Below are 17390 nucleotides of genomic sequence, written 5' to 3'. Positions count from 1 at the left end.
TTCCTCCCTTAAAACTTATTGTGCATCTGCCATAGTATTACCTACTTGATCTCTCTTTGGTTTTCTTTGCCCAACTGGTCGACCCTTTTTATTACTTTTATTTCTTTTTTTAACATTTTCATCAACGGTCACTTCATTCTCTTGTTCAATTTGGACTAGACCCAGTTTTTGATATAACTCCAAATCTGCGGCATCACTGACTTTAAGTTTACTTTCACCATAAGATGCTTCAGTGAGCAGTTTCATACACCTTTCCGAAGATAGTTCATATCTCTTGAAGTCCGTTAATTCAAGGGTTTTTGTTAATGGGTTAGCTCTTAAACTAGACTGAAGAGTAAGGTACAACCAATCTTTGAGAATACCAACACAACCTATTGTCCTACTGTAAAAGTAATCCCAATAATCAATTAAATTTGGTTCTAATTCTAATGGTAAGTGCTTCTGAAAAGCTAAAAGAACATTAATAAATGATTCGATGTCACTTTGGTTATTAGCTTGGTACCTTCTAAGCTCTATATCCGTACCTCTTCTTATCGTTTGACCGTTTAAATCACGATATGCTAGTAAATCATAAGTTCCTGTCAAAATGATTGGAACCTTAGTGATATTCCCCAGTGACTTTAATATGTTAACTTGGTTCCTAAGATTCCTTCCACTTATAGTCATGGTTATATGCTGAGCCTCATCTATAATAAATGCTTTAGGTTTCCTATAAATTAGTACATTCTCTAATGATCTTCTTAGAGCCGACCTGTTTTCATCCTTAACCTTCTTATCCATATTCTTATTTTCTAGTAGAATTTTATAATCAATTAATTGCTCATTTGCTTCTATAAGGGCACGATAATAAAAATCTTTCCAATCAAAACTTCCTGAGTCTGGAGGCACTGATTCTACGGCCAAATATGGTATCAATCCTTTATCCTTGTCTAATACGGATAAGTTGTCTTTAATGATCTTTTCCTTAACCTTTTTAATTAATGTTGACTTCCCTGCACCGGTTGGTCCATAGACTAAGATAATAGAATTTTCAGTTCCTCTATAAATTCGGTCGAGTAAATCGTTATATGCTTCTTCGAAAGCAGGATGCGATACAGTTAGCATTTTAAAATAGTTTGATTTTTCGGCTGGAGTACTGTTTAACAACTCTTCCGGAAATAACCTTTCCATCATTATTAAAGCTCCTTATATATTTGGAATGAATTCTGTTCTTTCATCAATTTTACAACATCAGATAATTGGGTTATCACCTCATTTTTTCCTCTGTTTGAGCTTGCTGTTTCCTGTTTTTCTTCTTTTGTATTATTTTTTTTCATAACAATATCATCTTGTTTTTGATTTCCTCCCTCGATAACCCTAAATGTTCTCTGTACTGCTTTATCTTTCAATTTTTGTAATTGCATTTGTTCAAATTCCTCAGCACTTTGAAGGAATTTAACAATTTGGCTGCTTGAAATTTGCTTTTTTTGACCGAATTGTCTTTTCCTTTTTCTAAGTTCAGCAGTAGCAATTTTTAATTCTTTCTCTGTTCTGTTAGCTAAAGTACTAAAATTCTCGGAATTTAGCATCACCCAGTAATTATTAACATACGCATAAGCAATCCCAATATTATATGGATCATATCTTATAGGAATATTCTCTCCCTCTACATCAGGATGTAGGAAGACTTCAGCCCAGTAATAAAAATAATTTATCTTCACACCTTGACCAACAACAACTTTAGCAGTTCCCTTTTTAGTAGTTGGCAAGGTTAACATTTTGAAGGTTTCATCGTATTTAATATAAGTATTTTTCCTCGAACCAGTTTTTGCAATTCTCCTGACATATAATTCTCTTGGACTTTCTCCAAGTGAACTATGCGGAGTTGTGTCATATACCTCATAACACCATTTAATAAAAATAAGATATAACTCTTCGAGGTTCCATACCGAATGTTTCTTGGGATTCACCTCTTTAGTAATCTGCCTAACATTTTTCATAATCTGGGTGTTTCCCATTAAATTATGGATCAACATTTCGTTTGTAGTTCCAAATAGTCTTTCACAAACCGAACCAAACTTTGGTTTCGCTCCTGGACGAACTATTTTCTTACCTTTATACCTTGCGATTAGTGTATCAAAATATACACTGTGGAATTCCTTCCCTCCATCTACCACTATCATAGAGGGCATTCTAGAATATCTTCTAACACATTCACGTAAAACCATCATACATGATCTATAACTCGGTTCATCAAAGGTTAAATAGAAGGCAAGAATCCTTCTTGAAAATGCATCTACTAAGAAGGTAATCCAAGGTCTCCCAAGACTTCCACCAGTTTCGGAACAAATTAACTCTATATCTAACTCGGTATGATCAATATGACATATTTCAAATGGTCTATCACCATGTCTAGGAGTAGTCAGGGATAATTCATAATACACTTGCTCTGTATTATAAGCAGCCTTTGTTCCCTTTCTTTTCTTTATCTGTAAGTTTATAGGTCGGTCTTTAATTCGTCTGCAGAATGTCTTAAAACTTGGAGGAGAATACCCCTTAGCTATACACTTTTCTCTAAAGGCATTGAATACGGTTTGACTGTTCTTTTGTATGATTGTTTCAAAATCATTTTCGATATATTCATCCATTAATTCTAATACATCTAAGGGTAATCTACGTGTTCTATTTCCTTGACGATGCCTCAATGGGAGTAAACCGACATAACCATTTCCATAAACCTTTTCTGCATCCTTATACTTTTTCATCCAATCCCTTAGCGTTCTATCTGGTATATCATATTCAGATAAACTTCTTCCTTCTAATAGCCCTTTTACAATAAAGTATTTTTTATTTGCATCCTCTAAATCTTTTTCACCAGCTTGCCTAATCATATTTAGCACTGTAATTTCCTCTTCTGTTTCCAGCTCATTATTGAACTGAATCTCGGATATTGAACCTTTTATTATTAAGTCCTCAAATACAACCATTGGAATCTCAGATGGTTCATCAAATTGACTAAGCAGGGTGATTACACTTTCTCCTATATTAATAATTCTCCATATCTTAGAATCCCATTGAATCTTATTACCAACTGAAATATCAAGGGTAATAGGCTTAAAAGGAAGAGTGTTTGATGCACTTTTCATATTTTGATAGGCAATAAACGCTTCCTTATTAAGAAATAGAGGAAATTTATCAAAGTCAATTATTAAATATCTAGTTATATCAGCATAAATCTCATCTAAAACCATCATTGTATAAATATCATCCGCATCAAATGTGCTTTGATTTGAAAGAAGTTCATCAAGTGAGATGGAAGGCTTATCTCCAATTATCTTCTTTATAATACTTGAGGTTTCATCACAAATGTTTGGGGTCTGCTCTAATAAGTAATCTTCTAAAAACCTTATGTTTCGTTGATATGTCCAATCAATATCCTTAGAAGAACGAATTCTAAAGGATAGTCCACATTCATTTGCGTGTTTTTCCGCAGGTGGACATCTCCAATTTCCACTTTCATCTATTGAATACCTATTCGGATTTTTTTGAGATAAAACAATTAATTCTTGCTCAGTCTTCCATTCTTCCCATCCAATCCAATCTTCCTCAATAACAAAAAAATCTGGGGTATATCTATGCCCTCTATTTTTCCCTTCTTTATCTTGATATCTAATTGTAAATGAAGGGGGTTGGTCATAGTATTCAATCACGTTTGGATCGTGTTCTTTCTCGTAAATTCCAGCAAGCTCTAACTTATGACTCTCAAATTGTATAGTAAGACCCATTTTTTTACTGGGATAAAAGCCTGGAACATTTTTACCATTGCTCTTCACTTTTCTTGATGGTTCAGATCGTCTTACATTTTGAATTTGTTTCATACCGTCATTAGGAATCCCTTTATCCTGTAACCATTTTTCAAGTTTTATATTATTCATAAATCACACCATCCTTGGCACTATTACTATATATCTGAATTTTTCGACAATTAATAAATTAAATCCTTCTTTTCCTACAAATTTTTTATCATTTGATTCCATATTGCCCTAAAATGGCTTTCCTTTAGTAAAATTTCCCCATCGAGTTCATGTTCAACCCTTCGTCTACTAGGATATAAATCTTTATCTAGTAAATTTTTGATAGCTTTTAAAAGCTTTTCCTCAGAGGTGACACGTCTTTCTATTTTTCTGTACATTAAGTTGCTTTTATTATTGTCTACTATTTGTTTGGATTCATTTGGAAACTTTATATATAATAACTTACGGTCACAGCCAATGACCTTAGCGAGTTGGGATAATGATGTACCTTTAGGATTTGTTATCTCCTCCATAAGAATTGCCTTTACTTTGTCGTGATCATACTTCTTGATTTCTTTTGTATACGTTTGCGAAAATACTTTATTTTCATAGCTATGTATCTCAATATGTTTCATCTCTATAAAATCTAATAGACCGATGTCTAAGTTTAAACAGATCTTAAGTAAACCCCTTAAAGGAGGCAGGTTTATTCCCTTTTGCCAATATCGAAATGTAGTTATCGGAGTTTCAAGAACATGAGCAAAAGCTTTCAGGTCACCTTTAAAACAGCTATTTAGGTAAAAATTTAATGCTTCACCAACTTGGCTTCTCCGGATATTTATTGGCCTTACTCCAGAACTAATTTCTAACATTTCACCAATTCTTTCTGAATTCCCAATTTTCATATCGAGTGGTTCTATTTCATTATAGAAAGTTTCAGTATGGCTTCCCAGCCAGCTTTTACACGAATGACAAAACCCAGGGTTTGAATCTCTTGAGAGGAAATTTATCTTCCTATAGCATCTATTACAAGTAGAAACCAAGGTTACTTTATGCTTTAAGCAATATTTACTTTCCTTAAGAGACCAAATAAGTGGATCATATACTTCGCTTTGATTGGCTAATGAATCTTCATAGCAAAACGGGCACCACTTTTTCTTTGTTTCCATTAACCCTCTTGTAGGAAGTATGCTTGACCATGGCAAAAATGTTAGCTTGGATATATTGTTTCTTGATGTTAAAAACTCTATTACCTCTACAAAATCAATTGCAAGACTTCCTATACCATTGACTCCATTTGACGAATCATAGAATCCATCTCCTCCTCTTCCGGCAATTTCAGTTATATAGTACTTGTTTAAATAAATAGCAATTAGCTTCGAGAATAAAGTACCGGTGGATAAACAATGATATCTTGCTAGGCGTGAAATATAACTTGATAATGATTCAACATAAGGTGTTCCCAAACCTAATGGTTCAATATTGAAGAGAACACTTCTTGACGGGTATTGTGACTTTAAAATATTCTCCATAAATTCTCCTTTTGTATATTTAATAGTTAAAATATACAAGTAATGGAATTTTATTCAATTTTTTTATTATGTCTACTTGCCTGATATGTTAAATGATTTTAAAAAAATAAAAGAAACTGCTAACTTTTAAAAATATATATGTATATTTTCCGAATGAAAAAGCCTGTATCAAAGATTACAAAGTAATCATAGATACAGGCTTTATTAATCTTTCTCCTAATAAAACTAACCGGTCCGAAAAACTTTAGTTTCTATTAATCCAGTTTGTATTCGGCAGTCAAAAAATGCTGTTTATGGCAGTATATTTTATGAATAGAAAAAGAGCCCAAATATCCAAGAAATGTATAAACTTTGCATGTTTTAAGCTCCTTTACTTTATTCCTTATTGTGTTAAAGCTACCTGTTTGTTGAACAAGGATTTATTCGTCCTCTAAATCGTCTTCGTTATCTTCATCTGATATTGAAATTATAAATTCTTTCAAACTAGAAGCATACTCTTCGATTTCTCCATCTTCGTGATACCAAAGATAAATCTCATTCCCCATTATTCCGTCATTTTCTTTAAGGCATAATTTATCTCCCGAACCATCATCACCGATTGCAATAAGATCTTCTGACATATGTTCTTCTCTGACTACAGTATTTTGTCTAACAACATCATCCCAGGTCTTTTTAGTATTTCTATGGTCTTTGATAGGATAAAGTATCCATTCACCTATTTCTGCATTATTAACTAACTTGAAAAGCTCTTTATATTGGTCTGGAAAAACAGCACCTAACTTATTTTCTGCTGCTTTTATATCAGATTCATCTACCCCTAATTTCCTTGTATGAATTAGTTCTCTAACATCTTTCATTTAAAAAACACCTGCCCTATTAGTTTAAAGAGAAAATTCAACTTTATTTTGTGTTATCCTTCTTCCTTTAAACTGCTTCTATATTTCAACAGAAGAAGCCCTAAACCTTCTATAATTAGAGCTCCGGTTAGCACAATTTGATTTGGTAAGATTTTTAATGAGCAAATATCATGCATTTTAAGAAATCTATCTTTCTAAAATCTTTTTTATTATTGTTATCTGCTCGATAACTGTCCTTGGATGAAGATTCGTTAACACTTAAATATTGGTTCGGATTTAGTAAATAATACCTTATATGTCTCCAGATTGAAGCATTTGTAAATCTTCCAATTGTACTCCTGCGAAACTTGGCAAAGTGTCAATTATACCTAACTCAACTGATAAGCCTTCTTTCGAGAACTCAGAAAGACGCGATTACCTCTACCTTTATTTACGATTTGGTTTGTGGAATTGCTGCGGCAACTGCAAGTCGAATTGCATATTCTTCAATCGCATGATCTAATGCAATACACATCCTATGAAAACTCTATAACCCAAATTTCAAAAGAATGGCCTAATAATATTTTTATTAGGCCTTAATTTATTATGGATTTCTTATCAATCTTCAATTTCTTCTTTGCTAAACTTTGTTTTAATCAATTTTTTTTCTTTTAATAAACTAATCACATTTCCCTTACGATGTAACTTAGCTTTTGACTGAACATTTATCTTTTTATCGGGAATCAACTCACCAAGTAAAGATCTGTAATTATCCTCAAGTTCTTTAGATTTTGTTTGATAGTAATAGTTTATCAATTTCAAAAAAACCATGTCTTTAATATAGTACCTTTTGATATTCTTAATTAACTGGTCGATGTATTTTAAGTAATCCTTACCCTTTAAATCAGCATATGTAAATACAGCAATAAACTTTTCCAGATCTGTTACGTTTGGATTATCCATTATACTTTCAATAACCTCTTGAATAACAATGTTAAGTTTAGCAGTTCCTAACGTTTGGTAAACTACAACTTGATGGATAGCAGGTAGGAACTTTCTAATGAAATCATCCATCCCCTCCTTACTATCAATCGGCTTAACCTCTTCATTTTGCTCTTCAAAGTATTTGTCTAATAAGAATTTGTATAGACTAACAAATGCCATAGAGCATTTTACTATATCTCTGTATGCTTGTGTTTTTAAGTTTTCTACTGCTGTTTCTTCTGTGTTCTTTAAAACTTTTGCAGTGATTACCCACATCTTTTCTAGTTTTTTTAAGGGATTGATACCCTGTTCTTTCTTAACAATGTCATGTTTCTCATCTGTACTTTCTAAAGCAGTATCTGAAACATGATCAAACTCTTCTTCGGAAGGTTTTGGCTCATCGCTAATTCTTTCTAGTAACTTTTTATCTAACTTCTCAGTAATGGTTTTTAACGTTTCAAAAACATTGTCATACCCAAGATCGGTTTTTTCAATTGCTGTATTTATTTTATCGTATTCCTTCATCATTCTTTTTTGAAATTCTTGTAGTAACTCTGCTTCATCCCTTTTTAAGCCAGTGTAGTAGTCAATCTCTTCTATAAAATTGAGATAATGTTCCTCTGAAAAGACATGTTCTTTGAATTTTTTATTAATATCAATATTCTTCATTAAAAAGAATTCAAAAAAACAAGTAAACTTAAATTTCACATATCTCTCTAGCCCATCTTTTTCAATTGTTAAAACACCTTTTCTAATAAAGTGACGTAAGAGTTCTTCTTCATCGTAATCAAATTTCTTTACCCTTAAGTTTTCTTCTATAAAGCCTCTTAGCACACTGTATGGGATACGATAATTTATGTCATTTACCTCATACATATAATAGGCAATTTCCGTTAGTAATCGTTCTTTATTTTTAAAGTTAAATTCACTTAAATAGATTTCACTATCCGATGTTTTTGTAAATATACGTTCAATGAAATTTTCTAACATTGTTGCATTATTAATCGGCTTGTAATTTTCTTGCGTTTCAATAATCCATAAAAACATGGAAACAGCCAACGGGGTACTTGGTAAATTCAATGTCGAAAATGTTTTAATTAAATTTTGCAATTTATCTGGTTGATCAAATAGCTCATGTCCAATAAACCATTTGTTCATTAATTCTCTCATTTCCTTTGTTCGGAAACGTTTTATAAATGCAACCTTAAAATAGTGTAATAGTTGAGGTGTTGAATGTAATGCTTCTGCAGGTATCTCACCTTCAATTGAACTAGTACAAGTAGCTATTACTTGGATATCTGGGAACTCCATAATAAAATCATTAAGTTTTAACAAAAAGGATTTATTACTTTCATCAAACGAAAGGTTATCAATGACTAAAACAAGATTATGATTTACCAATAAATCCTTTACTTCTCTTATTCCAACATTTAAATATCGACTAATAATCGTTTCGATTCGAGTGGTTCTTAATATATCTTGATTATCAAAGTAAACAGGAAGCTTGGCATATGACCCTATATTATTGGTAAATTCGAGAAGGATTCTATCTAATAAAACTGTTTTTCCATATTCCTTTCCGCCAACTAATAGTATATTATGACTCGAGGAACATATATCCTCAATATTGTAGGTTTGTTCTTTTTTATGAACCTCATCACCGTTTACTACAATTTCTTCTTGGACCGTTATTTTAGGTAGTACGAACATTTCTTCAATTTTTTTAGGTGCAAGAGTTTCAGTATTATAAGTTATCAGATGTTCATCAATTTCAGCCAATTGAACTTCTCTTATAGTTGTAATAATGGCTTTTTCAACATCTCTTTTTTTTACAACTTCACTACTTGGCATATTAAATACTGTTTTTCCAGTATCATCCCCAATATCAGTATTTGCTACAAAACTTTCCTTAGGATGACTGTACCTTCTATATAAAGTCTGTATTCGACTGTTATCAATATCGTAATCAATAATGGAATATCCATTAGCTATATACCTATCACTTGTTCGAGAATTAGTTGTCCAATTGGACGGTGAAACAGATACGTATGTAGTTCCCAGAAATATTGATTTAGTCCATGTACTCCCCTCATGAACATGGCCACAAAGTAAAATATCATAATCAGTTGTCATCATACTTTCAATAACTCTAGTTTCAAATGGAGCAAAAAAATCTAACGGATGATGAATAATTCCTATTTTTACATCAGCTTCTTTAATAACATCTCTCGCTCTTGTAATTTGTCTCTCACCTAGAACAATCTTCCCTCTGTCTAAGTCACTGTCATAACATCTCCAGGCTGAATTAAAACTAGTAATACCAATATCAATACCTGATATTGGTATCTTAAAAGCAGACTGAAAATTTGATAACTCTTTGATTCCATTGAAATCTTCATAAAAGTATTTTTCAAACTCTTTAAAAGCTACAACCCGTTGAGAACCTTGTAAGTCATTAGTATCAATATAGGAATTTATATTCGAAATATTTACCAGGGTGTGTTCGAGACCTTTTTCAAGCACAATGCTATCAGCATTTCGATCAATATCATGATTCCCAATCGTAAAGAAGAATCGATCTTTAGATAAATTAAGTGCATTAAGGATAGGTTGGATTACAATTTCTTCAAAGTTCATAAACCCAAGTGATATATCGTTTCCAAAACTTCTTCCACCCTTATCAATCAAGTCCCCTGAAAAAACAATTAAGTCTATTTCCTTTTGTTCATTGTAATTCTTAAGATCCTTAATCATTGGGTTAACGATAAAGTTTTTAACATCTTCTATTTCATTTGAGTCTAAATGCAAATCTGAAAAGTGTACAATTCTTAACATATTTAGAAAATACCACCAATCAATTAATTTACTCTAAACTTTCGACAAACCTTTCATATTTCCTTCGTAAAAACGAATTAATTTCTACTTTCTTAAGTACTTCAAACTAGTTCGCCATTGAAATTGTAAGAAAACAACAACTGTTCTTTTTACCCTCAAAATAGGTAACATGTTAAACGCACAAAACACCCGGTTTTATGTCAGCAACCAGTAGATGTTAAACATTCTTGCTTCTATAGTTCAACAAAAAGAAGCTCTAATCCTTTTTGGATTAGAGCTCTCCTTTAGTTGAAGATTTATCAACCTACATTTCTATAGACAGCGGTTGGAATTTCAACTTTAAATCGTCATCGCCCTCAATCCAATCAGCTTTAACCCAGATATCGATATTGAATAAATTTTCTAAGGAAGAAATTTTCTCTTCAATATCCTCAACCTTTAATATCTCAGTAAGTTTTTCTTCATTACCATAGAGGTCTAATAATTTAGTTATCGCTCCGACATCCCCCAGTTGATGACTGGAGGCTTCAGGAAGATAGTCTTCATTTATGTCTTGACCAAATAATTCTTTTAGTTTCTCTATCTCTTCATTTATTTCATCTATGCCAAACTCTTCTTCCTCATCAGATTTATGCTTAGTCACTATTTTCCCGCTCTGAATAAAACATATCTCCAATAGACATTCATCAAAACATTCAATAACAAACATTGGAACATTTATGTATTTTGATAAGAGAATAGAAAAATCATAATAAAACCCATCATACATTTCGTTTAAAAGAGTAATCCATTCATCTGACTTTGCAAAATAATATTTTTGTTTACCCATTACAAACAAGTTATCAGATTCTTTATCTTCATGAAGTTTTATAAGTGCTTCTTTTACTGCTTCTATATTTTTTGTTTTTATTTGTACGTTCGAAAAACTTGTTCCCATATAGTAACCCGCCTTTTTTAATTCATTTGTTCTACTTAATTGTCTTACACTTCGGTTTAAAGATAAATGGTAAATAAATTTATATCCCTAAATAGTGAAAAAGCATATCTGCTTCTTACAGATACACTGCCTTTTAGCTTAAGTACAATTTTTCAAAAGTTCAAGGGCTACTATGCCGACTATAGCTTCACCAAAAGTCACGTTGTTTAAGAATTGCATTTCTCTCCACTTCTATATTTGAATAGTCAAGAGAAAAGGTGAAGATAAATGTTAATTTTATAATATTTTAAAAGCTTGGTAAATGACATCATTTATTTAATAAACCTAAATTCATTCAAAATTGATAACTTATTTAGCTTGCCAAAAACTAAAAAAGATCTTAAGGAGAAAAGTCCCTAAGATCTTCCTAAGATTGAAGCTATATTCTATAATAATTCTTAAATTTAATTCTACTAGGAAATTAATGAAGTTTCAAACTTCTTAATTTTTATATCATAAAAATTGAAATAATCGTGAATTCCTTTGTAAAAATGCTTAAGCTCGTCGATATCTTTTCTTTTTCTAATAATCTCTACTTGAACTGTAAAGGAGTATCTATCATGAGAATAAATTAAAATTTTATAAGGTCTAATACAACCATTGGTTGTATCATAAGCCCATTCTTTTAAAAAATCACCAAATGTTTCAGGTTTAATAGGGTCTATTTCTCTGTCACCCTCAACAAATATTTTCATAATAGTCCCCTTTTTACGGGTAAATTTAGGTGGTGAATAATATCCATCCACTCCATTCCAGTATCCTTCAATATGATCCATGTTTTGCCCTCCATTAAAAAGCTGGTGCTAGTTTTCTGCCAGCAGGTGTCCTTTTTATAATTTCTTCAATAATTAATTTAGCTGCATATACAGTTGTTAAAGTTGTTATTACTCCATTTTTTTTATAATATAACCTATACCTTGCTTCTCCCTCTTTTGGAAATGTAATCTCCATTTTAATCTCTCCTAAGACAGTTATATCATTAATTGTTTTAAGCTTATGCCCTTTAACATAACCAGTCTCGAACGTATATTTCTCAAGTTGATTCTTTGGGTCTTTTCCAGAAATAGGTTTTACTTCCCATAGCTCTTTTCCTAATACTACATCCGCTTCGTACTTTCCTATTCTTTGTTCAAGGATTGCGTTTTGGCCTAGTTTTTTTGCTATATTGACTTGAGCAATTTCATGTAGTGGTACGTAAATATTCCGATACCTTCCTGGAGCAATTGCATTTGCGCCAAATATCATTAATGAAGCCTCTTCATCTATTACAACGCCTTTTGAGTATATATTTGAAATTTGTCTAAGTGCCCATGTAAAGGTTTCTCCACTCGGATCATTAAATGAGACTGGATTGTTCTTTGCATAACTATATACATTAATATTACTTAAATTATGGACATCTTTAGTCATTGAATCACGTGATAAAAATATACTGTGCTCAGGATGATAATATCTCGAGGTTAAATAATAAAGATATATTTCTTTATCATAGTAATATCCAGAGAACCTGTAAGGATTTTCATCCGCATAAGTTCCAGTTTTAGAGATTACTTTTCCCCATACATCGTATTCGTACCTAGCGATAATCTCTTGATTTTCATTTGAAATAGCTATTACATCTCCATGATGATTATAATGATAAAAATATGTTCCCTCTTTAGTAATATCAGTTACACTTAAACGGGTTCCTTTCACATCATCATAAGTGTAATATCTTAACAGTTTTCCAAGTTCATCGGTTTCATACAATACATTTACACTGTCTCCATTATATATATATCTTGTTTTGTTACCGTTTATATCTTTTTCTATCCTTCTCCCTTCTTCGTCATATTTGAAAGAAGCTAAGAGGTTATCTGATTCTTTATCAAACACTTTAACTAATTGACCTAGTTCATTCCATTGGTATTTATTTTTTTGATCACTTTCTATTTCTCCTGTTAGATTATAATCAATAGAAACTCCATTTATTGTGTCAATTCTATTACCATTATAATCAGAAACATAACTATACTCATTTTTCTCTATTAGACTAGCGTTTTTACTATAGGTCTTTGAAAGTATATTTCCCTGATTATCATACTGATATTCATATATCTCATTATTATTAATATTTACTTTTTTAATTTGATTTTTATCATCGAAAATATATTGAATATTTTCCCCATTTGAAACAAAGTCTAAAATATTACCATTACCGTCATATTTTTCATAACTATATGATGCAATAAGTGAGCCATCAGTTTTATTAATTTGCAAATTTTTCAATAAATTATTCTCATCATATGAATATACCGAGGAAATATTATTACCAGACTTGATACTAGTAATATCTCCAATTTGATTCATTGTCAGTATAAATTCGTTTCCGTTGAATAAGTCAGTTATTGTTTTTGTATGTGAAGAAGTATCGAATTGATTTAGATATTTTATGCTGTATTGATTTGCATTTTTATCTATTATTGTTAGCACTTCTAGATTTTCGTCAATATTGTATCTCCAATTTATAGTTCCATACTCATATAGATTTAAACTTAATAATTCATTTGTATCCACGTTATAATTATAGTCCTTCTTTATATTTAACGCTAAGTCCTCTACCTGCGACAGAATTCCATTTTCATATAAATATTTGTACCTTAAATTACCGTTAATATAGCTAAGATTAATTTGTTCATTACTATTATAATCATATTTTCTAGAGGCATTATTAGGTTGAATTACTTTTATTAGATTACTATTTAAATCATAATAAAGTTTTGTTATTAGTTGTTTTTCTTCTATTTCTCCTGTGATTTCATTTTTCTCATCTATTCTTTCCTTTGTTTCAATAAGCCTATCGGCTTCGTCATATAAAAACTCTCTAGTTTCTATTTTATTTTTAACTATTAATTCTCCACTTGTATCATATAGCGGCTTATTATTTACTTGATCCCACTCTATCTCTGAGGTTTCCTTGTAAATAATATTTCCATTTAGATCTCTTTTTAACTTGAATTTATAACCATCTTGTATCTCGTCTTCTGTCCTTTTTGTAATATCATAAATAATTGAATATTTATTTTCGGCTAAACTCTTTTCATCAAAATTTACTGGAATTCCGTTTAAGTCATAATTTAGCGTATTAATATTTCCCTTTGGCAATATTTTCTTTGTAATCCTATTTAAAATATCATATTCAATATTTGTAACTATTTGTTTTCTTTCTATTATAGAATTTTCGTTAATTTCGCTTACAGGTACGACTACCTGAGTAAGTCTATTATCATTAAATACATAAATATTTTTATATTCATTTTCTACTGGTTTATTAGGGCTAAAATGGTTTGGTAATAATACAGATAATTTATTTTCTTCATAAATATATTGAACTTGATATTCATTAGGAGTTTCAAGTTTATTTAAATCACTATATTTTACAGTGGCTAAACTACCTTCACTATAAATATATTCTATTTTTAAATTTTGGTTCTTTATTAAGATATAATCAATTTGGTTAGAACTTGTATAAATTTCAACATTTTCACCAGAATCTGAAGTTATCAATAACTTTTCTTCTACACGAGTAATTGAAATATTATTAGAGTCATTGTCTGTTATACCTATTAAATGGCCATTTAAATCAAATGTATATTCCCCTTCGTAATCTCCAATTATATATCCAGTTGAAATTTTACTTAGAGTAATATCACTGGTTATTTCATATGTTTCATCATTTAGTTTCTTAAAGTGATGCAAAGTCCCATCTGAATCTTTATATAAAATATTTCCATTAGTTTGTTCTTGAATATTCATATTAAAGCTGAAAAACCAATTGTTTTCTGACTCTAAATTAAGATGATGGTTATAAGTTCTTTTAAACGCAATTCCGTCACCTTTATTCCCTAGACTAAAATCCACAATAGGTAAAACAATGTTTCCTGATTTCGCATTTACCCAACCACCTGCTATATCAATCATAGGTAAAGTAGTTTCAAAACCAATATTGCTAGATATTTTAGAATAAAAAGCTTCAGAGTTATTTAAGCTTTGATTACCATTTTCATTGTATGCCGAAATTCTGAAATAATATTTTAAATCATTACTATAGTCTTTACGATTCGTAATTGTACCATATTGAAAAGCATCTTTATAAACTTGAGTTGGATCTAATGATAGATCGGTACCGGTTCTACTCGAAACAGAATCATCATTAGAAAGGGTGTGACCACTTGTAGGCCAAATTTTTTGCCCTCTTGTTGACCACTCTGTTACATTCCCTACTTTGATTGCCTGATATTCCTCTCCATTCCATACCCATACTTTATACCCCGATGCACCTGGAACTGGATTCCACTTTAGATTTACATATCCGGTATCATTTTTTGATGCATCTACATGGGCTATCCCATGTGGAGTATCCACAGTAGGTAGAGGAATAGTTGGCATAGCAGCGTCGGATACTAATGATTCTTGTCCGTTAGGGTATTTCGCGGATATGCGGAACCAATAATTTTGATTTTTGGTATATTGCCCACCAGAATTTCTATAAACGGGTGAAGGATCAAAAGGTAAATCAGTACCATTAGAATCTGTTATATGCAACTGATAACGCTTATTGAAAATTTCGGCGTCCGTAGGCCAAATCCCCTTTCCTAGGGTTGACCACTTGGTTACATTCCCAACATCTATCTTCTCGTAGTTAACACCATTATAGATTGAAATATAATAACCAGACGCTCCTTGAACTGGGTTCCAGGTAAGATCAACAAACCCTCTCTTCTTATCAACTGTATATCCAGTTGTTGCGGTAGGAGATGCAGGAGCTGGATATGAATAGGATATATTTAAATGAGGGCGGTAATCGACATTACTATGTTCCGATGCGTAGAACTTCTTCCAGTGCGTATACCCATGATTTTTCGTATGAACCTTAAAGCCGTGATTTGTACTAGGATTGTTAACCCATGACTGCACTGTATCTTTTACGTTAAAACTTGCCCATTGTCCTTTATGAACACTTACTTGATTATTGCTTATTCCGATTTGGCTAGGCATGTTATTCCAATTTAACGTACCTGCTTGCCAGGATTCTGTTACCTTATCAATCCATACCTCTGTAGGAGTGGTAGGTTGGTAAGAATGAACTGTATATAAATTAAATAATGCTGTGTTTATTGTAGAATATTGGATACTTGACACATCTTGCTGAACATATGCGTAATTAAAACCAGTAGTATCATCAACATACCCAACCTTTAATACATAAGAGCCAATTGCATTATCCCAAAACTTATCATAGTTTGTTGTACGATAAGCGCTAGAGACGAATGTATCCTTGGAGGTTTGGAGTTTTGTTGTTGGATCAATATAAACAGGATAAACGCGTTTTGAATCTTTTAGCCAATTAGCATCAGCCACTACCTTTACCACATAGCCCTTTTGCTCTTTCGTTAACTCATAATGAACATTTTCAGAGTATTCAGGTTCCCCTGTTTGAGAATCAATATTCGAATCAACCATATAAGGTTTAGGAAACACCAACTGTTCTTCTCCATCAGGGAAGGAGAAAACGACTTCCCCATTCTCTCTTAATGTTCCTTTTAATTCTGTATCGATAAAAAATTCAAACGTATGGTAACCTTGGTAACTAGATAAAATAATATCTTCTTTTACTTCGCTATCAGAAATGATATTTCGGAGGGTGATTGATGGAATCACATCTTTATAAAAAATTTGATTCTCTTCATAAGATGCACGGACATTTGTAGGTTTTGTAAAAGGCTTATCTCCTTCACTACCTGTAAATATCATAGTCATTTTGTTATTGCCGTATGAGAATCTAGCATATTTACCATTATGAATAACCGGGGCAAAACGAATTCCTAATTTCGTATTTTCAGAGACTACGTCTTCGTTGCTTGCTTCGTTAACTGTAGTGGGGTCTCCTTTTTCCATTTTAAACGAGGGTGAAATTTTTTCGAATTTATTGTTTTTCAAAGTATGAATAGGGTTACTATAAAAACTTGAGGTGTAGGTACCATCTCCATTGTCAATAGTCGAGGATTTTTCAGTCCGAAGCTCCACTGCTTCTTTTGCTTCTCGTTTCTTTACTAGTGGTACGTCTTCTATTATATTTATAGAAGGAGTTATAATTGGTGCGACTGGAATGCCGGGATTGTCATTCCCTTCAAGTGGCAGTTGGGAATTGACTATTTCTTCCGTTGTTTCTGCACTTACAGTTAAATAATGAAAGGGAAAAGATGCAAAGAGTAAAATAATTGATAAAAGAACCTTAATAGTTTGTGAATACCTAGATGCTTTGTTCTTCATGCTTCCTCCTAGATGAAAATGAATTTTTTAATCCTTTTCAATCTTATACTTTTTAAAAGTAGGATTAATATGTTAATTTCATGGAAGGAATGGATAATGTTGGTGTGTTACATTGAATATTAGTAGGTTGAAAGCAATAAAA

Annotated in this window: 8 protein-coding genes; all 8 read right to left on the bottom strand. The window is 31.6% G+C overall.

Annotated features, from left to right (window positions below):
• Nucleotides 1-15: 15 nt before the first annotated feature.
• Nucleotides 16-1173 carry an ATP-binding protein gene (locus J2Z26_RS16480; protein WP_193534430.1) on the bottom strand — a complete coding sequence of 386 codons (1158 nt, stop codon included), beginning with the start codon at nt 1171-1173 and terminating at the stop codon, nt 16-18.
• Between the two features lie 2 nt (nt 1174-1175).
• Complete coding sequence (locus J2Z26_RS16475) at nt 1176-3914, bottom strand: TnsA endonuclease N-terminal domain-containing protein (RefSeq protein WP_193534431.1); 2739 nt, start codon at nt 3912-3914, stop codon at nt 1176-1178.
• Nucleotides 3915-3988: 74 nt separating this feature from the next.
• The gene (locus tag J2Z26_RS16470; protein WP_193534432.1) at nt 3989-5305 is read right to left on the bottom strand and encodes a TniQ family protein; all 1317 of its coding nucleotides are present in this window, start codon (nt 5303-5305) and stop codon (nt 3989-3991) included.
• A 419-nt stretch (nt 5306-5724) separates the two neighbouring features.
• Nucleotides 5725-6162 (bottom strand): SMI1/KNR4 family protein, encoded by a 438-nt coding sequence (locus J2Z26_RS16465; protein WP_193534433.1) that lies wholly within the window; start codon nt 6160-6162, stop codon nt 5725-5727.
• 597 nt (nt 6163-6759) lie between these two features.
• On the bottom strand, nt 6760-9960 hold the full coding sequence (locus tag J2Z26_RS16460) for a metallophosphoesterase (RefSeq protein ID WP_193534434.1): 3201 nt from the start codon (nt 9958-9960) through the stop codon (nt 6760-6762).
• Nucleotides 9961-10264: 304 nt separating this feature from the next.
• Nucleotides 10265-10897 carry a hypothetical protein gene (locus J2Z26_RS16455; protein ID WP_193534435.1) on the bottom strand — a complete coding sequence of 211 codons (633 nt, stop codon included), beginning with the start codon at nt 10895-10897 and terminating at the stop codon, nt 10265-10267.
• A 452-nt stretch (nt 10898-11349) separates the two neighbouring features.
• On the bottom strand, nt 11350-11712 hold the full coding sequence (locus J2Z26_RS16450; protein WP_193534436.1) for a hypothetical protein: 363 nt from the start codon (nt 11710-11712) through the stop codon (nt 11350-11352).
• Between the two features lie 13 nt (nt 11713-11725).
• Nucleotides 11726-17248: a DNRLRE domain-containing protein gene (locus J2Z26_RS16445; protein ID WP_193534437.1), complete on the bottom strand. Its 5523-nt coding sequence runs from the start codon at nt 17246-17248 to the stop codon at nt 11726-11728.
• Between the last annotated feature and the right edge of the window lie 142 nt (nt 17249-17390).

The organism is Cytobacillus luteolus (assembly GCF_017873715.1).
In the GTDB taxonomy this organism is placed as follows: domain Bacteria; phylum Bacillota; class Bacilli; order Bacillales; family Bacillaceae_L; genus Bacillus_BV; species Bacillus_BV luteola.
The sequence above is the reverse complement of the archived record's forward strand: the minus strand, read 5'-3'. Positions and strand labels throughout refer to the sequence as shown.

Excerpts from the sequence above, each read along its gene's own strand:
- J2Z26_RS16445 (WP_193534437.1), bottom strand. The coding sequence starts at position 17,248 with ATGAAGAACAAAGCATCTAGGTATTCACAAACTATTAAGGTTCTTTTA.
- J2Z26_RS16455 (WP_193534435.1), bottom strand. The coding sequence starts at position 10,897 with ATGGGAACAAGTTTTTCGAACGTACAAATAAAAACAAAAAATATAGAA.
- J2Z26_RS16475 (WP_193534431.1), bottom strand. The coding sequence starts at position 3,914 with ATGAATAATATAAAACTTGAAAAATGGTTACAGGATAAAGGGATTCCT.
- J2Z26_RS16470 (WP_193534432.1), bottom strand. The coding sequence starts at position 5,305 with ATGGAGAATATTTTAAAGTCACAATACCCGTCAAGAAGTGTTCTCTTC.
- J2Z26_RS16450 (WP_193534436.1), bottom strand. The coding sequence starts at position 11,712 with ATGGATCATATTGAAGGATACTGGAATGGAGTGGATGGATATTATTCA.
- J2Z26_RS16480 (WP_193534430.1), bottom strand. The coding sequence starts at position 1,173 with ATGATGGAAAGGTTATTTCCGGAAGAGTTGTTAAACAGTACTCCAGCC.
- J2Z26_RS16465 (WP_193534433.1), bottom strand. The coding sequence starts at position 6,162 with ATGAAAGATGTTAGAGAACTAATTCATACAAGGAAATTAGGGGTAGAT.
- J2Z26_RS16460 (WP_193534434.1), bottom strand. The coding sequence starts at position 9,960 with ATGTTAAGAATTGTACACTTTTCAGATTTGCATTTAGACTCAAATGAA.